A 21,670-nucleotide genomic window follows, 5' to 3' on the forward strand; every position below is an offset into this window, starting at 1 on the left:
ACGAGCTGAGGAAACCGCCAAGGCCGGCTGACCGCCTGAGGCGTGACTCGACGGCCCGCCCCGGGGCGGCCCCGGAAGGCGGAACAGCTGCCCGGGGCCGGCCCTGAGGACCGGTCACTTTCGCCAGAACAGGTGGTGCGTCACTCCGCTCGGGCTGGGAACGACCTCCAAATGGAACCGGTCGAGCAGTTCATCGGGGGACTCCCAGAGCCGTACTCCGGACCCGAGCTTCACCGGCGAGACCACCACATGCATGGTGTCGACGAGGTCTGCGTCGAGAAACTGCCGGATGGTGGTGGCCCCGCCGCCGAGCCGGACGTCCTTGCCCTGCGCCGCCTCCCGGGCCTGCCCGAGGACCGTGGCAGGGGCGCCGTCGACGAAGTGGAACGTGGTGTCAAAAAGCGTGAAAGAAGGACGCTTGTGGTGGGTCAGGACGAACACCGGGGTGTGGAAAGGGGGCTCGTCACCCCACCAGCCCTGCCACTCGTGGTCCTGCCAGGGCCCGCGCTGGGGCCCGAACTTGTTGCGGCCCATGATCTCGGCGCCGATGTTGTGCGCGTAGTCCCGCGTGAAGTAGTCGTCCAGACCCCGGCTCCCCCCGGGGTCGGTGCGCATGGGCCAGCTCGCCGTGGCACCGGCCCAGGCGAACAGCCTCTCGGGCTCGACATGACCGAACGGCCTCTCAAGGGTCTGGTCCTCACCGGCACCGATGCCGTCACTCGAGACGTTGAAGTTCTGGACTCTCAATAGCTGAGCCACGCGTTCCTCCTGCGATGGGGTGACAACAACCGTGGGACTCTCGGGACCGGACAAACTCATCGCTACCTCCGTGGCCGGTCAGGAAAACGGCCGACCAGCGTGGTGACCTGTGAGGTCCGCGCGGTTTGGACAGGCTCCCGTGGTGAGGGGCGTCCGCCCCCTGCGGAGCCTTTCACTGCCTGCCTGGTCATCGAGGAGGCTCGAGGAAGCTGTCACAGACGGCGGGCGGCCCATGCGGTGACGTATTCGTCGTGAGCGTTCCGGTCACCGTCGACCGCCGATCGGCGGTCGAAGCGATGGACAGACGCCGCCGCTTGAAGTGAACGAAGCCACTCGTGGGCCCCTGTCCCGGGCAGGGCCCGCGGAGCCGGCCATGGGGGAGGAGACCGCGCCCCGGTACCCCCACTTCTTCCCGGGCGTGATGTCCAGCGACCCGCTGCGGGGAAGCCGCGGCTCTGCCCCGCGTTCGCGGTGGCCGCGGCGCTCGCGGTGCGGGTGAGGGGGCCGCTCCTCACCCGCATCTCTTCCGACCGTCCTCGCCGTGTTGCCTCCATCCCGAGTTTTCCCTGCTCACGCCTGTTTCCCGGCCGACCGCCCGGCGGGCAACGGGAAACCCGTCGACCTCTGTCGGCAGCGGGACGACTCTGAATCCGTCAGCAAGCGGCAGCGAAGGGGGGTCGGGTCCATGAGACGTGCACTCGTGTCTTTGTGCGCGGTCGTGGGTGCCGTGGCGGCCGCCACGGCCGGATGCGGCGACGGCGGTGACGGCCGGGCACAACAGGATCCGCGTCCCAGGGCACTGACCTGGCAACAGGAACTGCGCGTCGCCGACGCGCAGCAACGTCTGACCAAGCAGTGCATGAACCGCCGGGGCTTCACCTACTGGGAGGACCGTGGCCTGACGCTCCAGGAGAGCCGCCCGGTGCGCTACGTGCAGGACGACGTGGCCTGGGCCCGTACGTACGGGTACGGCGGCCGGATCGAAGCGAAGAGCCTGCGCGTCCGCGAACGCAACCCCAACGGAACCTACCGCCAGAACCTCTCCCCGTCCCGGCGCATCGCCTTCGACACCGCGCTCGACGGCGGCGACAGCGCCCGCATGCTCACGGCATCACTGCCGGGCGGAAGGGAGACGCGCAGGCGCATCGGCGGCTGCACGGAGGAGGCCGAGCGCGCACTCTACGGCGACCCGGCCGAGTGGTACCGCACCGAAAAGATCGCCACCGGCCTCAACGCCCTCTACGGCAAGGAGCTGATGAGGGACCGCCACCTGACCGCGGCGGTACGGGCCTGGTCCCGATGCATGAAGAGGGCGGGCCGGCCCTACGAGGACCCCCGGGCGGCCCGCGAAGCCGTCCGGGCCAACGCCGGCCGGCTGGGTGCGGCCCGCGCCGACGAGGCGTTCACCGCCGAGCGGAGGACCGCCGTCGCCGACGCGACCTGTGCCCGGGAAACCTCCCTGCGCGCCGTGGCCACGGCGCGGGAGACGTACTACCTGGACCGCCTGCGGGACCGGTTCGGCAGGGACATCGACACCTACCGGCACCTCGGCCGGCGGGCCTACGACCGGGCGGTGCGCGTCGTTCCAAAGCGGGGCTGACCACTCCCCGCTCCCGGACGGACACCGCCCCCGGTGAGGGCACGCCGGGCTGCCGGCCCGGTGCGCCGGCACCGACGCACCACCGCCAACGCACCACCGCCAACGCACCACACCGTCAGAGGAAAACGAGGGAGACAGCATGCGCAAGTTCACCGTCACGATGGCCCTCCTCGGGCTCACTGCCCTGGGCGTCGTCGTACCCGCCACCGCCTCGCAGGCGGCCGGGAACACCGTCGCCGGACCGGGCTGCGACAGCAAGTGGGGGCCGCGCAACGGCAACGTGTACGCCTGGGAGAACCTGGACTGCTCGGGCGCCGAACTGATCCGCACCGCGGGCAACAGCGACTGGTGGGTCGGCTCGCAGGACAGGGCGACGTCCGTCATGAACCGCGGCTTCACCGGTGGCCTCGACCACGTCGCGTTCTACGAGAACTCCGGCTTCGGCGGCGGCCACGCCTGCCTCGCGCCGGGCGAGCTCTACGCCGACAACCTGACCGACAACCGGTTCACCAACGGTGTCAACGCGAACGACACCATCTCCTCGCACCGGTGGGTGGCCCGCAGCGCCTGCGGGGCCTTCCTGACCTGACCCGCCCGTCCGCCCGTCCGCCCGTGCGACGGGGAACGAACGTCCGGAACCGCCCCATGGTTCCGGACGTTCGTGTGTGCGCCAAACGGGGGAAAGGTTTGGCTGCGTTCACCACCCCGGCAGTAACCTGGGCGTCCACCGTCTCACGGCCGCACCGCATGGGGGACTCCGTGGGAGATCCGCAGCACGGGCACGAAGCCGACCACTGGAACGGGCGGGACCGGGACGCGCCGACCACGCACTCCTTTCCCGCGCAACTGAGACGACTCAGACAGGCGCGTGGCCTGTCGCTGACCGACCTGGCACGGCAGACGCATTACAGCAAGGGCTACCTCAGCAAGATCGAGACCGGCACGAAGCGGGCGACCGTCGACGTCGCCCGTCTGTGTGACCGAGTACTGGGCGCTGAGGGGGAGTTGCTCAGGCTCGTACAGGAGAGACCGCCCGCCGAGAGCGGGAGCGGCGCCGAGAACGCCGCTTCCGAGCGGCAGTCCGACGGGGCGTGTCCGTACCGGGGCCTGTCGGCGTTCACCCCGCAGGACGCGGACTGGTTCTTCGGCCGGGAGCGCGCGACGGCCGCACTGGTGGAACGGGTCTTCGAACGGGTGGGAAGCGGCCCTCTGATGCTCGTCGCCCCGTCGGGCGCGGGCAAGTCGTCCCTGCTCAACGCCGGACTGGTGCCCGCCCTGCGGCGCGGCGACTTTCCGATGCCGGGCGCCGACCGGTGGCCGGTGGTGACGTTCACTCCCACTTCACGGCCCCTGGACGAGCTCCTGGAACGCACCGCGAAAGCGGTGGGCGGGGACCTCGCCGTCACCGTCGAGGAGGTGCGCGAGAACCCCGACGCGGTGCTGGACGCCGTACGCGCGACAGCGGACGATCCGTCGGCGCCACCCGGGGAGCGCCGGCCCCCGCCCTGTCGGCCGGTGCTGATCGTCGACCAGTTCGAGGAGCTTTTCACCCTCTGCGCGGACGAGGACGAGCGGCGCTCTTTCGTCCGGGTGCTCTGTGCGCTGGCGGCCTCCCGGCCGGAGGAGAGCGCACACGGTCCCGCCGTCGTGGTGCTCGGCGTCCGGGCCGACTTCACCGGCAACTGTCTGGACCTTCCCGAACTGGCCCCGGTCCTCACCGACGGGCTGTTCGTGCTGCCGCCCATGTCCGTGGTGGAGTTGCGGGAGTCCATCACCCGGCCGGCGGAACTCGCCGGACTGACTCTCCAGCCGGGCCTGGTGCCCCTGCTCCTGCGCGACGCGGGGCTGCGCGGCGAGCCGGGCAGCACACTGCGGGGCAGTGGCAAGGACGCCGGTTCCGGAGCCGACGTGACACCCTCCGGCGTACTCCCCCTCGTCTCCCATGCCCTGCTGGCCACCTGGCAGCGGCGCGAGGGGGCAGCGCTGACCGTCGCCGGGTACGAGCGGGCCGGCGGGATCCAGGGTGCGATCGCGCGGACCGCCGAGAACGTCTTCGCCCGGCTGTATCCGGCCGAGCAGAAGACGATCCGCCGCGTCCTGTCCCGTCTGGTGTACGTCGCGGACGGCGGCGGGGCGACCCGTCGCCGGACGAGCAGGGCCGCCCTGATGGAGCAGTTCGCCGGCGCGGCCGGCGCGGCCGCCGCGCTCGACGCCTTCGTACGGGCCCGGCTCATCACCATGGACAGCGACACGGTCGAGATCACCCACGAGGCCCTGCTGCACGCCTGGCCACGGCTGCGGGACTGGATCCACGCCGACCGCGCCGGGCTGCTGCTGCACCAGCAACTCGCGCACGCAGCCACCGAATGGGAGCGCGAAGGCCGTGATCCGTCCGCGCTGTACCGCGGCACCCGGCTGAACACCGTGGGCTCCTGGGCCGACGAACTGGACGGCTGGAGCCGGCTCGGCCCCGGCGAGGAAGCGTTCCTCAGAGCGAGCCTGGCCGAGCGGGAAGGCCGTGAGAGGCAGGCCGTACGGCAGGTCCGGCTCCGGCAGTCGATGCTCGCCACGCTCGTCGTCCTGCTGGGGCTCGCCCTGACCGCCGGAGGCCTCGCCCACCAGCAGCGCGAGAGCGCCCTCGACCAGGAACGTGTCGCGCGTTCCCAGGCACTCGCCGTGCGGTCCGCGTCCCTCGCCGGAGGCCAGCCGGAGGCGTCGATGCTGCTGGCCGGGGAGGCCTACCGGGCCCACGCCACCGCCGAAGCGCGCGGCGCGCTGCTGAGCACGCAGTCCCAGCCCTTCTCCGGCCGGCTGAGCGGTCACCGGGGGCCGGTCAACGCGGTGGTCTTCGCGCCGGACAACCGGTCCCTGGCGACAGCCAGTTCCGACGGGACGGTGACCCTGCGACGGGTGTCGGACCGCCGTACGACCGCCACGTTCGCCGTGTCCGGGCCGGTCCGCTCGATCGCCTTCAGTCCCGACGGCCGCACCCTCGCGGCGACGTCGACGCGCGGGCCCGTGAGTCTCTGGGACATCGCCGAGCGTCGGAGGAGGACCGTGCTCGGCGACAGCACGAAGGGCGCCCGGGCGCTGTCCTTCGACCCCCGTGGGCACCGGCTCGCCGTCGCGACCGCGCAGGGGACGATCCAGTTGTGGGACACGGCGCGCACGCACCGCGTCACCGCCTCCCTCAGCGGGCACGAGGGAACGGTCAACGCCCTGGATCACGCCCGCGACGGCCGGACCCTGGTCTCCGCCGGCGCCGACCGGACCGTGCGGCTGTGGAACACCGACCGGGCCCGGCCCCTCGCCGTACTCGAGGGGCACACCGACGAAGTGCTGGGCGCGGTGTTCTCCCCGGACGGCCGGAAGGTGGCCTCCGGAGGCATCGACCGGACCGTAAGGCTGTGGGACGTGCGCGGCGGCCGGCTCGGCGCGACGTTGTCCGGGAGCAGCGACGACGTCAACGCCGTCGCGTACACGCACGGCGGCGCCACGGTCGTCGGCGCGGTCGGCGACGGGACGACCAGGCTGTGGGACGTCCGCAGCGGCCGGCAGACCGCCGTGCTCGCCGGTCACACCGACTACGTGATGGGGGCGGCCGTGACCTCCGCCGGCACCCTGCTCGCCACGGCCGGTTTCGACCGGTCCGTGGTCCTGTGGGACCTCGGCGGCCCGGCTCTGACGGCCCGTCCGTTCACGGAGGTCTGGCAGGCCCGGTACAGCCCCGACGGGAGACTGCTGGCCACCGCCGACGCCGACCACACGGTACGCCTGTGGGAGGTGGGCGGGCGCCGGCTCCTGGCGACGCTCCGGGGACACACCGAGGCGGTCTTCTCGGTGTCCTTCGCACCCGACGGGCGGACCCTGGCATCGGCGGGCTCCGACGGCACGATCCGGCTGTGGGACGTGGCCGAACGTGGGCCGCTGGCGACCCTGACCGGCCACACCGGGCAGGTCTACTCCCTCGCCTTCGCCCCCGACGGCCGAAGTCTCGCCTCGGCCGGCGCCGACCGCACGGTGCGCCTGTGGGATGTGACGAAGCGCGCGCCGCTGGCGACGCTGACCGGCCACCGGGACTTCGCCAACGGTGTCGCCTTCAGCCCCGACGGCCGGATTCTGGCGAGCGCCGCCGACGACCTGACCGTACGGCTCTGGGACGTCTCCTCGCGCCGCCCGCTCGGCACGCTGAACGGCCACACGGGCGCGGTGCGGAGCGTGACCTTCACCCCTGACGGGCGGACGCTGGCCAGCAGCGGCAACGACGGCACCGTACGGCTGTGGAACGTCCGCGAACGCCGCTCTGAGGCCGTCCTGACCGGCCACACCGGCTCCACCCGGGGCATCGCCTTCGCTCCCGACGGCCGCACGCTCGCCAGCAGCGGCAACGACCGTACGGTGCGCCTGTGGGACGTCGCCGGACGGCGTCCGTGGGCGACGCTGACGGGCCACACCGACTCGGTGTGGAGCGTGACCTTCGCCCCCGACGGACGCACGGTGGCCAGCGCCGGCACGGACGGCACCGCACGGCTGTGGGATCTCGATCCAGGGGCTCAGCTGGCGGAGATCTGCCGGCTGCGCGCGAGCATCGGTGCGGACGAGCGCGCGAAGCTCCTGCCCGGTACGCCTCTCTCCGACGGGGCGCCCTGCGACGGCCGGGGGTGACGGCGACCCGCCTGCTCGAAGGGGGTTTCCCAGGTGTTTCCCGTTGCCCATCGGCGGGAGGCGACACCTGGATCTCGACAAGCGCGAGGCACGGTCGGCAGGCTGCTGTGCGACCACTCCCTTCACCACCCACAGGAAACGGGGGTCCTGGCATGGTTCGCCGGACCGGTCTCATCCGCACACTGGTCGCGTTACTGGCCTTCCTCTTCTGGGCGCCGGTGTCCGCCGCCGCCGCGAACACCACGGCGCCCGCGCAGCGTTCGGCCGCCGACGCGTGCGGCGCCCTCGCACCCGGAGCCTCCGCGGCAGCCGAACGCGCGATCGCCGCCGCCTGCGCAGAGGTCGCGGCCGGTACCTGGTACACGTGGGGCGGCGGGCACGGACCCCAGCCGGGCGCCACGTACGGCCAGGTCGACCCCACCGACCCGGACAGCGAGCACGATCCCGAGCGGCTCGGCTTCGACTGCTCGGGCCTGGTCCGCCACGCGTACGCCAAGGCGGCGGGCTCCGACATCCTCAACGGTGTCGCCAGTCAGCAGTACTACACGCACCGCGCCGTCGGCCGCTTCACCGCCGCCCAGGGCCTGGCCCCGCTGCTTCCGGGCGACCTGCTCGCCTGGGGTACCTCGCAGGACCTGCACCACATCGCCATCTACCTGGGCGCGGGCAAGATGGTCGAGGCCAAGGAGTCCGGCACCAGGCTCATGGTCAGTGACGTCCGCCTGAACGGCGACTACTTCGGCGCCGTCCGCGTCAACACCGGGCCCGTCACCGGTCACATCCACCAGACCTGGGGCACCGGCGTGTGGACCAAGGCCGAACCCTCCATCAGGGCCGCCCGCGTCTACGCCTTCCCGTACTCCACCACCATCCGAGTCCAGTGCCAGAAGCACGCCGAACCGGTCACCTCCGAGGGCTACACCAACGACGTGTGGTCGTACCTGCCGGACTACAGGGCGTGGATGACCAACATCTACATCAAGGGACCGGCGTGGCTCGACGGCGTACCCGACTGCGGGACGACGCCACCGACACCGTGACGCGCCGGCGCCGAGGGCGGCAGACCCGGCGCCGGGGTCCGCCTCGAGCCGGCCGGCCTTCGGCATCCCCATCGGGCACGCGCCCCGTGGCGGACGGCCGGACCGGCCGTCCGCCACGTGCGGGCGGGACGTCGGGGCGATCCGCCGACCGGCTCGACCCGACAGGAGGACCACTCGATGCCCAGGACCACTCAGCTGCGTACATACACCGTTCGTGACGGCCCGCCCGACGAGTGGGTGGAGCGGTGGCGTGCCGACATCGTCTGACCCCTGGGCCGATCGCCCGCGCGGAAGACCGCCCGGACCGCTGTGTCATTGGTGGTGCGTAGGGTCTGCGCATGGTTGATCAGAAGTGGACCGGGGTGCGGGAGAGAGTTGCGGCGCTGGGCGCGCTGCCGGCGAGCAGCGAGGTGTTCGGGTCGTCCGGGCACCGCTGGGCCCTGGAAGGGACGCTGACCGAGGACGAACTCACGGAGCTGGAAACCCAGCTGGGCGTAAGCCTGCCCGCGGAGTACCGGGCGTTCCTCGCTCAGGTCGGTGCGGGGGGCGCGGGCCCCGCCTACGGTCTTTTCCCGGTACGGCGTGTGCAGGGCCGCTGGCGTTGGGAGGGCGACGGCGCCGATCTGGCGGACCTCTCCACGCTGGCCCAGCCGTTTCCCGAGAAGGGCCCGGACCCGGAACTCCTCGACGCGCTCACGGCCGAGCGCCCCGAGGAGGAGGACTTCGACGAGATCGAGGACTTCGACGACGCCATCGAGGCCTGGGACGAGCGCTGGGAATCCGTCATGTTCGCCCCCGCGCGCACCGCCGGAGCCGTCGTGATCTGCCATGCGGGCTGTGCCCTGCGGGAATGGCTGGTCATCAGCGGCCCTTACCGCGGCACGGTCTGGTCCGATCCCCGAGCGGACGACGCCGACCTCGAGCCGCTCCTCGACACCGAGGCCAAGCCGGTCACCTTCGCACGCTGGTACACCGACTGGCTGGACAAGGCCGAACGCTCCGTAAGGAAGCCGGCAGCGGGCGGGTGAGACAGGGGGAACAACCCGCCGGCCTCCATCCCGAACCACCCGAACCACCCGAACCACCCGAACCACAGGGAATGCTGTACGGGTGATTCAGCGAGAGGCCGCCGCTCGGATGATCGGGGAAGAACCCGAACGCACCCTTCAGGAGCAACTGTCGGCGGGCCTGCATCCGATGTGCACGACGGTGACGTCCGTGGCGGAACACGAACTGGTGTGGATCGTCCACTGGACGTCCGGGGAGTTCGTGCGTACCGGAAAACCGGGGTTCGTGCTGGCGGGGAACGGGCCCGTACCTGGTCGATCGCGTCGACGGAAGTCTTCATGAGACCGGTGTCGTCGCCTCCCTCACCGAGGCGTGGGAGGCCGACTGTCGCGCCCGTGTCCGGGGGCGGCCGAGCGGACCGCCGTGGACGGTCTGCACGACGAGGGGCGCGTGGTGGCCTCCACCCGCGGGCGCGCTCACGCCATGCACGCCCCGCGCCGGCTGGACGTGCCGACACCTCGGAGACCGGGACCGCGCCGGACACGAGCGAGGACCCTCCACCGGGCCGTCCGCCCCCACCACCTGACCGCACTCCCGCATCCGGGTCCGTCAGCCCGCTGACCGCCGCCGAACCGCGCGCCCCGCTCGTACGGGCCCTCGACGACCCCTCCTCGACTCCTTCTTCGTCAAGCGGGCCGCACGGCTGCGCGGCGAGATGCCGGCCACCCCGGTGCCCGGTGACCCGGGCCCGGACGAGACATCCACCAGAAACGGTTCCGGCTCACTTTCCGTTCTTTACCGAGGGTGCCACCGCCGGAGCGCATCAGGCGGTGCAGGTGGCACCTGTGGCACAACCTGAGCGAGGCCGCCGAGCGTTGTGTCGCAGCCCACCGTGGATGCCTGAGGGTGCCGGCACCGGATCCAGCCCAGCCGGCCGCCGAGCCGGAGAAGTTCGAAGACCCGTCCGGCTCGCTCTGGCCCACCGGACGTCGTTTCGCCGACCGCACCCGCGCCAAGCACGCCACCGTCCATGAACTGCCGGCTGCCAGGCTCGGCCGGAGGGCGGTCGGCCGCCGGCTCGGCATGACCTCCCGCACCGTCGAGCCCTTCGTCGACGCTGCCGCCCCGGAGGGCCTCTTCCGCGGGCAGTGGCAGGGGCGGCCGTCCAAGCTCGACGCGTTCAAGCCCTGCCCGGATGACCGCTGGAACCAGGGCCGCACGAACGCCTGGACAGCGTGGGAGGAGATCGTGCCCCTCGGCTACAAGGGCAGCTACCAGCGGGTTCGCGCCCACTGCCGGGAAAAGCGGCTCTTACCCGGCCCCGTCACCGCTCGGTCCCGTCACCCCGTGTCGTCGCCGGATGGATCCTGCGTCGGCCCCAGACCCTCACCGAGACCGAGCACCTTACTGGTCCACTGCCTCGAACCCGACGACCTCACCGGCCACGTCCGCTCCTTCGGCCAGGTGCTCACCGAGCGCCAGGGCGAACGACTGCCGCAGTGGCCCGACGCCGTCCGGCAAGACGACCTCCCCAGCCTCCACACCCTCGCCGCGGGCATCGGCCGTGACCGCGACGCGGTCATTGCCGGCCTCACGCTGCCCTGGAGCTCCGGCGTCGTCGAAGGCCACGTCAACCAAATCAAGATGCTCAAGCGCCGGATGTTCGGCCGGTCGGGCTTTGCCCTGCTGCGCAAGAGAGTGCTTCCGGCCGGCTGAAGGCGGCCACCCCTAGAGTGACGAGGACGAGAGAAGAGGGACCATGGATCCCCGTACACCCCGCCTGCGCCGCAAGTCGGCCGCGACTCCCTTCCAGCCACCAAGTCCTCGACTTCCGCATGGACTTCATCCACACGGAACTGCCCGTGCAGCCCGGATACCCCTCGACAGGATTGAGGAAGAGCTGGCATACGTCCGCGCACGGCTCAGTACCATCCAGTCCTTCCTCCGTCCATCCCGGTGAAGCACGGCACACCGTCCGCCGTACAGCGGCACGGTGACAACAATCCTGCCTTCGTGACGACTGACGTGCTTCGGCTCAACGGCTCCCCACCTCGCCGTCCCGGGGAACCCTCAGTCGAGACAGAACTCGTTGCCCTCGATGTCCCGCATCACGATGCACGACTCGTTGACGCCGTCGGCACGCAGTAGTCGCACGCGCACCGCACCGAGCGCGACCAGTCGTGCGCACTCGGCCTCAAGCGTGGCGAGGCGCTCTTCACCCACGAGCCCGGTGCCGACCCGCACGTCGAGATGCAGCCGGTTCTTGACGGCCTTGCCTTCGGGAACGCGCTGAAAGAACAGTCGCGGGCCCGCACCTGAGGGATCACTGCAGGCAAACGCCGACCCCTGACGCTCAGGCGGCAGCGAGCGATTGAAATCGTCCCAAGTAGCAAACCCTTCCGGTGGCGGCGGTACGACGTACCCCAACACCTCGCACCAAAAACGAGCGACGCGCTCAGGTTCTGCGCAGTCGAAGGTGACTTGGAACTGTTTGACCGATGCCATCGGTCCACCGTAGCAGGGGGTCTCTGTCGCTCAACTCCCGCTTGGAACATGTATGTTGACGAGAGAATGGCCCTTGCGGGCCGCTGCTGCGTCGTGCGGTCGCAGGGGGGCGAACCGATGCCGATGCCTCCAAGGGGTCGCCCGCCGTTCCGGACCGGACCGCGGCCACGCCCCTCACCGCTTTTCCTGACGGCAGCCTGCCGAGCCGGGTCCGCGCCTACGGAGAAGACGCCTCCCGAGTGAGTACCGGAACCGCACCCCGAACCATGGCCGCCCTCAGGAACCCGGCCATCGGCCCCCTCCGGCTCACCGGCCGACAAGCATCGCCGCCGGCCTCCGCCACCACGCCCGCAACACCGCCGGACCCTTGGCCGCCTTGAACATCAGGTGATCAAACCGGACACCCCGCGAGAGCGACGCAGCCCTGGGTCAGGAGCAGTTGCAGCGGTACTGAGGGCGGCCAACGCGTAGAGGTCGCCGCAGTACCCGGAGCGGTTCTCGTACGGGACTCCAAGTGCCCTGCTGACGCCAGGCCGGCCCTCGGGCCGGAAGCGTGGGCCAAATTCGTGGACACGACCGCCGGGCGCTGACCGGCGGCGGATGTACGAACGGAGGGCCGGCGCGTGATTCTGTTGGTTACTGAAGGACAACTGCACCGACACCCCGGACGTTGAGGACCTCGGCACGTACGGCTCTCACGCCGGGCCCGTCTGTCAGAACCGTGGCTATTGCGGCCGGGCGTATTCCTGTATGAAGGCCAAAAGCGACGTGGTCGACAACCATCTCACCGTAGGGTCCTGCAACTGATGTCATCTCGCAACATGCTGCACCCCGCTCTGTGGGGCGCAACACTGCTCGTCACCGCACTGGTCACCGGATGCTCGAACGGCGAGAACTCCCGTCCTGATCCCCTGCCATCTCCACCTGCCGTGCCGAGCAGCGCCTCAAGCGCTTCGCGATCGTCCGAAGCCAGCCCGGAACCGTCACCGGTCATCAGCTTCCTGGGGCGGACGAAGATTGTCACGCTCGGCGATACGGAGATCCGGGCCACTCGTAATGAAATAGGCATCAATGTCGCCTGTAATACCACCAACACCGCTGACAAAACTCGCAACATAAGAGTCACCGTCAGTGTCGGTAATGGAACGGACTGGGTGACGACCAACAATTTTGAATTTCAGCAGGTACCTCCAGGTCGGACTGCCTCGGAAACGAATGTCATGGGTGCTTCCTTCGAAGGTGACCTGCCGGACGACCCGGAAATCTACATCGACTCCGTCAGGTACTACTGACTGAAGTCTTTCCGCCGGGAGCAGCGTCCCGTCGCCGTCGGCCGACGGTGGGGGCGAAAGCTCGGGCGGGCGTTCGCCACGGGTGCCGGTGACCTCGACGCGTACGGTTCCGGTGGCGGCGTCGGCCGTCAGGAGCAGGTGGAAGCCCCGGCCCGTCACGGGCCCGTGCCCGTGCCATACGGCGTTGGAGCGCAGCTCGGCCGCGACGAGCGTGACGGCGTCGTGCGCGTCGGCGCGAGGCGGTGTACGGAACGGTACGGCGCGGCCCGGGGAGAGGCGCGGGACATGACGAGCGTGTGTGGGGTGATTCTGCTGAGGTCTCCCGCGTCCCGGAGGAACCCCAGCCGTGCCTGCGCTGTGTTCGCCCCCTCCCCGGACAGTGCCGCGGATGAGGTGTCGCGACACTACCTGCCGGTGGATATCGGCTACGTCAGGAGCATTCCTGTGATGCCGAGAACAATGAAGGGAACGATGATGATCACGCCTTTTCGGGCGAACCGGCGGCGTGCGGTTCCAGTGTCACTGGTAAGCAGTACTCCGTTGGCGACAGTCATTGAGATCAGTGATACTGCGAGAAGTGCATGACTGGCGATCTTCATTTTTGACATCCGTCCGAGAACGTGCAGGTCACTCTGTCGAATCCACCCCGGTCCGGCGGCGTGACCTCCGTAAGCGGAGGGCCCCGGAGGAAGTCGTCCCGGGGTCAAGTATGTTCTGCCGCTCAATTCCGATGCTGTGGGCCAGGGCAGGTATCAATGTCTCACAGCCCACGACTGCCGCCCAGTTCGAGGCCCCGCCCGTAAGTGGTGCCGTCGGCGGACCCTGCCCCATGTCACCCTCGCCCAAGCCGAATCGGCGACATCACTCGCACCGCCCTTGTCCTCGGCAGACACTGGAAGTGATCTTCACTGAGAAGACGTCACTGGCCGGCCCGTTCTTCCCAGGGCTCGGCGGCCGAGCCGGCTAACGCGCCACGCGGTGGCGGAGGTAGACGAATCTCGAGCCGAAGGTGCGGGTCTCGACGAGTTCGAGATCCACCCGGCGCTCGCGTTCGGGAAAGAACGGAACGCCACCGCCGACCAGCACCGGGTAGACCATGGCCCGGTACTCGTCGACCAGACCCGACGCGGCCGCCTCGGCGGCGAGAGTCGCGCCGCCGATCGCGATGTCGCCCTTCCCCGGCTCGGCCCGCAACCGCTCGATCTCCTCCGCCAGGCCGCCGGAGGCCAGGCGTGCATGGCCCTGCACCGCCGACAAGGTGGTGGAGAACACCACCTTCGGGAGCGGCTTCCAGAGCGCGGTCCACTCGCGCATGGAGTCGTCGAGCGATGGATCCTGGTCGGCGGTCTCCCAGTACAGCATCGTCTCGTACAGCCGTCGCCCCAACAGGTGGACGCCGACCTCTCGAATCTCGTCGGTCCAGAAGCGAAAGACCTCCTCGGCACCGTGGGGCCCATCAGGGTCTGTTCGGCGCGGGCGACCGCGGTCGCTCTCCGTCGGACGGAGCGGCTGGCTCGGGAGGACGAGGAGCCGGCCGTCTCTCTCGGTGTTCAGATGACGGGCAGCAGCATGGTGGTGCAGAACGGTCGCGAGTGCCTGCTGAGGCCGGGGGACTGCGCCGTCTTCGAATCGATCGCTCCCTACACCCTTCTCTTCGACGAGGGAGTCGACTACCACTTCATCCGTTTCCCCTGCGCGACACTCGCGCTCCCCGACCGGTTACTGCGAGACATCACCGCGGTCCCCCTGGGACCCGACAACCCCGTTGCGCGCCTCGCCTTCACCTATTTCTCCCAGCTGGCCGTCACCGACGAGTTGCACCAGGACGCGCACGCCGACGCCGTCGTGGAACCCAGCGTCGAACTCCTCCGGGCCGCCCTGACGTCCCAGCACGGCAACTCCAGCCTGGCCAGGGCACCGTTGGAGGCGACACTCGGCTTGCGGATCACTCAGTACATCCGGGCCCACCTGGCTGATCCCGATCTGTCGGCGGCACGGATCGCCGCCGCACACGACATCTCCGTACGCCACCTCTACGCTGTGCTGTCCCGGTCGGGAATCAGCCTCGGGGACTGGATCCGTACTCGCCGCCTGGCCGAATGCAGGCGAGAGCCGGCCGACTCGAACGGCCGGCTGCGGACCATCGCAGCGATAGGACGGAGCTGGGGCTTCGTGGACGCGACCCACTTCAGCAAGGTGTTCAAACAAGCGTACGGACTCTCGCCTCGGGCCTGGCGCGACCAGAACCGCCCCCGCTCCTCCGCATGATGGTCTCCCCGCGGCCACGTTTCGCGTGACCGACCTTGGACGCTCGCTCTGGGGCCAGGCCGGGCCGGGCCCAGCCGGTGCCGCTGACGACGCTGGTGCGGGTCGCGGGACCAAGACGGCCCGCCGGCTCGGATGGTCCCACTGGCGTCGCCGCCACCATGCCCGATCCCGAGCCGGCCACCACTGCCGTCAGGCCGCCCACTCCGCCTGAGCGCACTCGGTCACGTGAGCATGAAGTCCCGGGGCACGACCCCGCGTCACGACAACGAGCGTGTGAGCCATACACGCTCACCACGGTCGTCTGTGGCAACGTGATGCCGCTCGAAGCCTAGTTTCTCGAGGACACGGAGCGATGGTGTGTTCCATGTGCCGACGGTCGACCAGAGCCGTTTCCGCCCGGTCGCCACAGCGGCATCGAGCACCGCATTGGCCGCTTCGGTGGCGTAGCCGCGCCCATGCGCGCGCTGGAACAACTCGTACGCGATTTCAGGCTCCTCCAGGATGGAGCGGCCGATGGGCAACCCGCGACAGCCGATGAAGTCGCCTTCGTCACGGCGCTGTACGGGCAGGAGGGCGATCCCCGTTGTCGCCGTTGCGGTGAGCTGCTTCGCGATGAACGCCCGGGTGTGCTCAATCGTGGGCGTCCCGTTGCCGCGTTCGGAGTGGAGGGCGCGGAGTTCAGCGGCGTCCGAATCGGCCCACGGTCGCAGTGTCAGCCGCTCGGTCTCAAGATGGAACGACATCGTCTCGTACGTGGACATGCCCCTGGTCGGTGGTGGGCACCAGCTCCCTGCGGGCGGGAGCCCTGTTCGGCTGGGAGGCCAAACTCCGCTCCGAGCAGGCGGTCGAAGCGTGCAAGCGCATGCTGCGCGAGGAGCCCCTCGTGAAGATCGGAGGGGAGCGGTTCGCCGCGACCACCGCCGCCGCCGGAGTCTTCCGTTCCATGGCCGCGGCCGCGGAGGAGGAAGCCGCGACCGAGATCGCGGAAGCCGTGATCACCGTCCCCGCCAACGCCACCGGCGCGGCCAGGTTCCGCACCCGCGAGGCGGCACGGGCGGCGGGCATCACGGTCAAGACCCTTCTCAACGAGCCCACGGCCGCCGCCATCTCGTACGCGCACGCCGTGGAGGAGGACGGAGAGTTCCTCGTCTTCGACTGGGGCGGCGGAACCATGGACGCCACCCTGCTCCTGCACGAAGGGGGCTTCTTCGACGAGAAGGCCAGCCGAGGCGTCAACCAGCTGGGGGGCCTGGAGATCGACGCCCGTCTGCGCCGCATGGTCCTCAACCGGGCGCCCGCACGCAGAGAGTGGTCCGAGTCCGAGCAGCGGCAGTTCAGCCTCGACCTGGAACGCAACAAGATCCTCCTGTCGTCCCAGGAGTCCGTACGCGTCACGACCCCGGACGGCGTCGTCGTCGAGATCGGCCAGGAGGAGTTCTCCGCCGCGATCCAGGACCTGATCAGCCGCGCCCTCGACCCGGTCGAGGCATGCCTCGAACAGGCCCGCATCGACCCGCGCGACCTCACCGCCGTCCTGATGATCGGCGGAAGCAGCCAGATTCCCGCGGTGCGCGAGGCCGTGGCGGAAGCGCTGGACTGCGAACTGGTCGGGCCCGAACTGTGCGACCCCATGACCGCGGTCGCCCAGGGGGCCGCCATCAGCGCGGCCGCCATGGACGGCGAACTCGAGAGCATCATCCGGGTCGTCAACACCCACGCGCTGGGCACGGTGACCAAGGACCGGGACGGCACGCGGGCCTTCAGTGCGCTCATCGACCGCAACCAGCGGCTGCCGCAGCAGCGCGCCAAGTCGTACCAGCCCTCCAGGGACGGAGTGCGGCGGCTGACCGTGGAGGTGTGGGAGGGAGACCCGGACCGGCCCGTCGACCACCCCGACAACGTCAAACTGACCGAACTCGTCCTCGCCTACCCGCAGCGCTCCCAGGCCGAAGAGGGCGCGTTCGACCTGGAGTACACATACAGCAAGGAGGGGCTGCTGACCGTGAAGGCGACCCTCCAGAGGACCGGCGAGACCGTACTCGACGGAGAGGTCAGGGTCTTCGGCGACAGCACGGTCCCCCCGGAGGTCGAGAAGGAGCTCACGAGGCTGTTCGCCCTGAGCGCCTCCGAGCGCGCGGCGCCCCGGCCCACCCACCCCCAGCGGGACCCCGGCCCCGCCGGCGCGCAGCCCGGTGGACGACCCGCCGGCGGACCCCCGGCGAAGAACGCCGGGTCGCCGTCGCCGGTCCTCCCGGCGGCCAAGGCCGCCGGCCGGGCGCCGCTCACCCCGCCGACGCCCGTGGCCGGGAAGCCCGCTCCGGCGACCGGGCAGAAGCCCGCCGCCCTGGTCGTCGACGGGTCCAACCTGGCCTGGAACGGCCGACCGCCCCGCGCGGCAGGGGGAAAGCCCAGCTTCCTCGCCCTGCAAGCAGCCATCAGGTCCCTGCAGTTCAAGAACCCCGACCGGGACATCCACGTCGTCGTCGACGCCACACTCCGCCACGACGTCACGGCGGAGGAGCGGCCGCTGGTGGAGCAGGCCGTCGCCGACGGCACCGTGGTCCAGCCGCCCGCCGGCACCGAGGGCCGCGGCGACGCGCTGGTCATCAGCATCGCCGACGAGATCGGCGGGGTGATCGTCTCCAACGACAACTTCGCCCCCTTCCAGAAGGCCAACCCCTGGCTCCTGGAGAACAACCGGGCCCTGGGCGCCACCCACTCCCAGGGGCTCTGGGTCTTCAATCCCCGCACCCCCAACGCCGCCGTGCCGACACGCCGGCGCCACTGACGGCGGTCGTCCGGGACTCGCGCCCCGCCTGATCTCCGGTCAGGCGGGGCGGATCCCCGAGGGGAGGCCGCTTCAGGCCCTCTGACACCGGTGACCGGTAACCACCGCTCGCCGTTCCGGTGTGCTGTCCGCGCTGCCTCAGCCCTGCACGGTTCGGTATGCCCGGAGAAAGGTCCGCACTCCCTCGACGACGAGTGGCCGGACGCGGCCGTCCTCCGCGGCATTCGCGGAACCGAGCCTGTCCATCGCGACGCCGAAGGTCAGCGCGATGAACTGGTCGGCCGCGAGCCGGGGGTCGGGGACGTCGAGCAGTCCGGCCGCGGCGAAGGCGGCGAACCGCTCGGCAAGTGCCTCCTCGGGGATGTCGGCCATGGAGTTGTAGCCCCGGTGCGGCAGGTGGCCGGATTCCGCCCGGACCAGTCGTCGCAGCGTTGCGTACTCCGCCGAGTCGAGCATGTCGGTCGAGATGCGCATGGAGAAGGTGACCAGGGCGTCCTCGAGGTCGGCGCCCTCGGTGAGGTCGGTGAGGGTGTCGTCCAGGGTGCGCCGGATCGTGGTGATCAGCGACTGGCCGACGGCGTCGACGACTGCTCGCAGCAGCGTCTGCTTGTCGCCGAAGTAGTCGTAGACCGTCCGCTTGGACACCTCGGCCCGGGCGGCGACCGCGTCGACGCTGGACCGGTCGAAGCCGTCGGCGAGGAACAGTTCCCGGGCCGCCGAGAGGATGGCGGCCCGCTTTGGCGTGGACCCCTCGCGCAGTGTCTTCGTGGTCGGCATGGGCACATCCTAACCGTCCTACACTGCACGGTGTAGTGTAATGTCGACTCATGGCGCGTGCCGCACTCCCGCACTCGCTCCGCCGACGGAGCCGTGCACGCGCCACCTCGGACACCGCTTCACCGGGTTCACCCCGCCGGACGACCCCGGACCCGTCCACACAGCACCATGCGCGCTGCCCCCGGCTGCCCCCGGTGAGTGGCCGCCGTGTCCGCGCCGGGCACGGCAGGGCGGCAGCGCCACGTGTACGGCCGACTCCTCACTCGCCCGGCAATGACGGAAAGGACGTCCATGACCGCAACTCTGGCTCCCCCGGTCCGCATCGGAAGGGCCGCTGTCGCTGCTCTCGGCATGCTGGCAGTCGCCACCGGTGCCTTGGAGTCGGTGGTGACGCCGACGCTCCCGCTCCTGCAACGCGAGCTGGATATGAGTCCGGCCGAAGGGGCGTTACTCAGCATCATGCTCCTCGTCACCGGCGCGCTCGTCACACCGGTCGCAGGCAAGTTCGGCGACCGCTACGGCGGAAAACGAGTCCTGATCAGGCTGATGACGGTGGTCTCGGCCGGTGGTCTGGTGTCCGCCCTGGCGCCGAACCTGCCCGTACTGCTGCTCGGCCAGGTACTGCAGGGAGCGATGGTGGGCGCGCTGCCCCTGTCGTTCATCCTGGTACGCGAACACCTCCCGGCGGGAGAGTCGAAGGTGGCCATCGGAGTGGTCAGCGGGCTGTTCGTGGGGGGCGGGATGGCGGGAACGCTGTCGGCCGGACCCGTGGCGGAAGGGCTCTCCCGACACTGGATGTTCGCGCTGCCGACGGTCGCGGTCATCGGGGCCACCGTGCTTGTGAACAGGCTGATGCCGCATGATCCGCCGGGCCGGTCGGACGCTGCCGGGGTCGACTGGCCCGGCCTGGTTCTCCTGAGCGGGACGCTGGTCACGCTCATGCTCGTGCTCGCGCTGGCGCCCGACATGGGCTCGCAGCCACTCGTGCTCGGCGCCCTCGTCGTGGTTCTGGCCGCCTTCGTGACCGGATGGACAGCCGTTGAGCGCCGTGTGGCCTCGCCGATGGTCGATCTGCACATGCTGGCACGGCCTGCGGTGTGGAAGTCGTGTGTGCTGACGTTCGTGATGTGCGTCGGTACCTCGGTGGCGGTCTATCTCGTCCCGCAGATGTTCGCGGTGTCCGCCGACGAGTACGGTTTCGGGGCCGACGCCACCGAGATCGGCTTCTTCCTGCTGCCCGGCGCCGTGGCGGCGTCGCTGGCCGGGCCGATCAGCGGGATCGGGGCGCGGCGTTTCGGCTCGCGTGCCGTGGTCACCGCGGGGATCGTCATCATGGTCGCCTCCCTGATCACCCTGGCGGCCGTGCACACCGAGGTCTGGCACCTCGTCATCGGCAAGATGATGATCGCGCTTGCCAACGGCCTGTGCGTCACGGCGATGGTGACCAGCACCGCCACATCCGTCGATCAAAGCGACACCGGCATCGCCACCAGTCTGGTCCTGGTGACTCGCGTGATCGGCTACGCCGTGGGTGTGCAGGTCAGTGGTGCGATCCTCACCGCCGGGACCCCTTCCGGGTCGGACGTCCCGGCCGAATCGGCCTTCGTCACCGGCTTCGCCATAGCCGGTGCCGTCACGGCGCTGTCCCTGCTTGTCGCCCGCACCATGAGCAAAGGAGTCGAGGAATGACCCGTATTGACCTGTTGAGGGATATCCGTACCACGCCGAGGCGCAAGGTCCTGATATCCGGGGCCGGCGTCGCGGGGCCCGCCCTCGCGTTCTGGCTGAACCGCTACGGATTCGCGGTCACGGTGGTCGAGAAGGCGGACACACCGCGTTGCGGTGGTTACCCCATCGACGTGCGCGGCACCGCACTCGAGGTCGTCCGGAGGATGGGAATCCTGCCGCAACTGCAGGACGCGCACATCGACCTGCGCCGGCTGACCTTCCTCGACGGGGACGGCGGTGAGGTGGCCTCGCTCAAGCCGCACACCGTCACCGGCGGTGCCGCGGGAGCGGACCTCGAGGTGCGGCGCGAGGATCTGACCGACGCTCTCCACACGGCGGTCCGTGACGACGTGGAGTTCTTGTTCAACGACTCCATCGACACCCTCGACCAGTCCGGCCACGGGGTCGACGTCACTTTCCGCGGGGGCGGCAGGCGTACGTTCGACATGGTGTTCGGTGCGGACGGTCTGCACTCACGTACCCGGGAGTTCCTGTTCGGCCCCGAAGAGCAGTTCCACCGGTACCTCGGCTACTGCTTCGCCGGGTTCACCATGCACAACACCTTCGGGATCTCCCACGAGATCATGATGTGGAACACCCCGGGCAGAGCCGCGGCACTCTACGCCGTGGGGGACAACGACGAAGTGCACGCCTTCCTGAACTTCGCGCACCCGGAACCGCCGTTCGACGCGTTCCGGAACCCGGAAGCCCAGCGGGACCTGGTCGCCGCGGTCTTCGCCGACGCGGGATGGGAGGTCCCGGGCATGCTGGCCGCCATGCACGACGCGGACGACCTGTTCTTCGACGGGGTCAGCCAGATCCGCATGCCCCGCTGGTCCAGCGGCAGGGTCGCGCTGGTGGGCGACGCCGCGTACGCACCCTCGTTCCTCACCGGACAAGGCACCAGCCTCGCGCTCGTCGGCGCGTACATGCTCGCCGGTTCCCTGGCCGACCGGGACCACGCCGCGGGCTTCGCCGCCTACGAACACCACACCCGTGAGTTCGTGACCGTGAACCAGGAGCAGGTCGGCGAGGGCGCTGCCACACTCTTCCCGGCCACTGCCCGGGCCCTGGAGCAGCGAAACGACATGCTGCGCAATCTCAGCGACATGCCCTCCGCGGAGGGGCGACCGGCCCATTCGGCCCTCACCCTGCCCGAATTCACGCCCATGACGTGAGCCCGGGCATGCGCACCGATGACGGATGCCGCCGGCCGCCGGCGGACAGGACCCGGACCCGG

General features: G+C 70.2%; 15 protein-coding genes and 3 pseudogenes. 12 read left to right on the top strand and 6 right to left on the bottom strand.

The window, feature by feature from the left end; all coding sequences use genetic code 11:
• Positions 1–114: 114 nt before the first annotated feature.
• Positions 115–759: a dihydrofolate reductase family protein gene (locus ACWZEH_RS30475; protein ID WP_456194278.1), complete on the bottom strand. Its 645-nt coding sequence runs from the start codon at positions 757–759 to the stop codon at positions 115–117.
• Positions 760–1,444: 685 nt separating this feature from the next.
• Here ACWZEH_RS30475 and ACWZEH_RS30480 point away from each other — a divergent pair.
• The 6 genes from ACWZEH_RS30480 (at position 1,445) to ACWZEH_RS30505 (ending at position 10,788) form a co-directional block, all read left to right on the top strand.
• Entirely contained in the window at positions 1,445–2,359 is a 915-nt protein-coding gene (locus ACWZEH_RS30480; RefSeq protein ID WP_456194279.1) for a hypothetical protein, read from the top strand.
• A gap of 139 nt (positions 2,360–2,498) precedes the next feature.
• Positions 2,499–2,948, top strand: a complete 450-nt coding sequence (locus tag ACWZEH_RS30485; protein ID WP_456194280.1) for a hypothetical protein — start codon at positions 2,499–2,501, stop codon at positions 2,946–2,948.
• Between the two features lie 170 nt (positions 2,949–3,118).
• A complete protein-coding gene (locus tag ACWZEH_RS30490; protein WP_456194281.1) occupies positions 3,119–7,024 on the top strand; it encodes an nSTAND1 domain-containing NTPase in 3,906 nt (1,301 codons plus the stop codon).
• Positions 7,025–7,176: 152 nt separating this feature from the next.
• A complete protein-coding gene (locus tag ACWZEH_RS30495; RefSeq protein WP_456194282.1) occupies positions 7,177–8,064 on the top strand; it encodes a C40 family peptidase in 888 nt (295 codons plus the stop codon).
• Between the two features lie 338 nt (positions 8,065–8,402).
• Positions 8,403–9,092 (top strand): SMI1/KNR4 family protein, encoded by a 690-nt coding sequence (locus tag ACWZEH_RS30500; RefSeq protein ID WP_456194283.1) that lies wholly within the window; start codon positions 8,403–8,405, stop codon positions 9,090–9,092.
• An 886-nt stretch (positions 9,093–9,978) separates the two neighbouring features.
• Entirely contained in the window at positions 9,979–10,788 is an 810-nt protein-coding gene (locus tag ACWZEH_RS30505; RefSeq protein ID WP_456194284.1) for a transposase, read from the top strand.
• 354 nt (positions 10,789–11,142) lie between these two features.
• On the opposite strand, the gene ACWZEH_RS30510 is transcribed toward ACWZEH_RS30505, so the two are convergent.
• Positions 11,143–11,577: a VOC family protein gene (locus ACWZEH_RS30510; protein WP_456194285.1), complete on the bottom strand. Its 435-nt coding sequence runs from the start codon at positions 11,575–11,577 to the stop codon at positions 11,143–11,145.
• A 437-nt stretch (positions 11,578–12,014) separates the two neighbouring features.
• Here ACWZEH_RS30510 and ACWZEH_RS30515 point away from each other — a divergent pair.
• Both ACWZEH_RS30515 and ACWZEH_RS30520 read left to right on the top strand, forming a co-directional pair.
• A pseudogene (locus ACWZEH_RS30515) lies at positions 12,015–12,167 on the top strand (DUF397 domain-containing protein); the annotation flags it as partial.
• A gap of 231 nt (positions 12,168–12,398) precedes the next feature.
• The gene (locus ACWZEH_RS30520) at positions 12,399–12,869 is read left to right on the top strand and encodes a hypothetical protein (RefSeq protein WP_456194286.1); all 471 of its coding nucleotides are present in this window, start codon (positions 12,399–12,401) and stop codon (positions 12,867–12,869) included.
• Positions 12,870–13,294: 425 nt separating this feature from the next.
• On the opposite strand, the gene ACWZEH_RS30525 is transcribed toward ACWZEH_RS30520, so the two are convergent.
• Entirely contained in the window at positions 13,295–13,468 is a 174-nt protein-coding gene (locus ACWZEH_RS30525; protein WP_456194287.1) for a hypothetical protein, read from the bottom strand.
• A gap of 364 nt (positions 13,469–13,832) precedes the next feature.
• Positions 13,833–14,312 (bottom strand): annotated as a pseudogene (locus tag ACWZEH_RS30530) (dihydrofolate reductase family protein); the annotation flags it as partial.
• On the opposite strand from ACWZEH_RS30530, the pseudogene ACWZEH_RS30535 reads away from it, so the two are divergent.
• A pseudogene (locus ACWZEH_RS30535) lies at positions 14,307–15,137 on the top strand (AraC-like ligand-binding domain-containing protein); the annotation flags it as partial. The pseudogenes ACWZEH_RS30530 and ACWZEH_RS30535 sit on opposite strands and share 6 nt — an antisense overlap.
• A gap of 257 nt (positions 15,138–15,394) precedes the next feature.
• Here ACWZEH_RS30535 and ACWZEH_RS30540 read toward each other — a convergent pair.
• Positions 15,395–15,898, bottom strand: a complete 504-nt coding sequence (locus ACWZEH_RS30540; protein WP_456194288.1) for a GNAT family N-acetyltransferase — start codon at positions 15,896–15,898, stop codon at positions 15,395–15,397.
• 11 nt (positions 15,899–15,909) lie between these two features.
• Between ACWZEH_RS30540 and ACWZEH_RS30545 the strand changes: the two genes are divergently transcribed.
• Complete coding sequence (locus ACWZEH_RS30545; protein ID WP_456194289.1) at positions 15,910–17,925, top strand: Hsp70 family protein; 2,016 nt, start codon at positions 15,910–15,912, stop codon at positions 17,923–17,925.
• Between the two features lie 138 nt (positions 17,926–18,063).
• On the opposite strand, the gene ACWZEH_RS30550 is transcribed toward ACWZEH_RS30545, so the two are convergent.
• On the bottom strand, positions 18,064–18,702 hold the full coding sequence (locus tag ACWZEH_RS30550) for a TetR/AcrR family transcriptional regulator (RefSeq protein WP_456194290.1): 639 nt from the start codon (positions 18,700–18,702) through the stop codon (positions 18,064–18,066).
• A 291-nt stretch (positions 18,703–18,993) separates the two neighbouring features.
• Between ACWZEH_RS30550 and ACWZEH_RS30555 the strand changes: the two genes are divergently transcribed.
• Together ACWZEH_RS30555 and ACWZEH_RS30560 are read left to right on the top strand one after the other, a co-directional pair.
• Complete coding sequence (locus tag ACWZEH_RS30555) at positions 18,994–20,391, top strand: MFS transporter (RefSeq protein WP_456194291.1); 1,398 nt, start codon at positions 18,994–18,996, stop codon at positions 20,389–20,391.
• Positions 20,388–21,608, top strand: a complete 1,221-nt coding sequence (locus ACWZEH_RS30560) for an FAD-dependent monooxygenase (RefSeq protein ID WP_456194292.1) — start codon at positions 20,388–20,390, stop codon at positions 21,606–21,608. The genes ACWZEH_RS30555 and ACWZEH_RS30560 overlap by 4 nt, the downstream gene beginning before the upstream one ends.
• The last annotated feature ends 62 nt before the right edge of the window (positions 21,609–21,670 follow it).

This window comes from Streptomyces yamdrokensis (assembly GCF_053890455.1).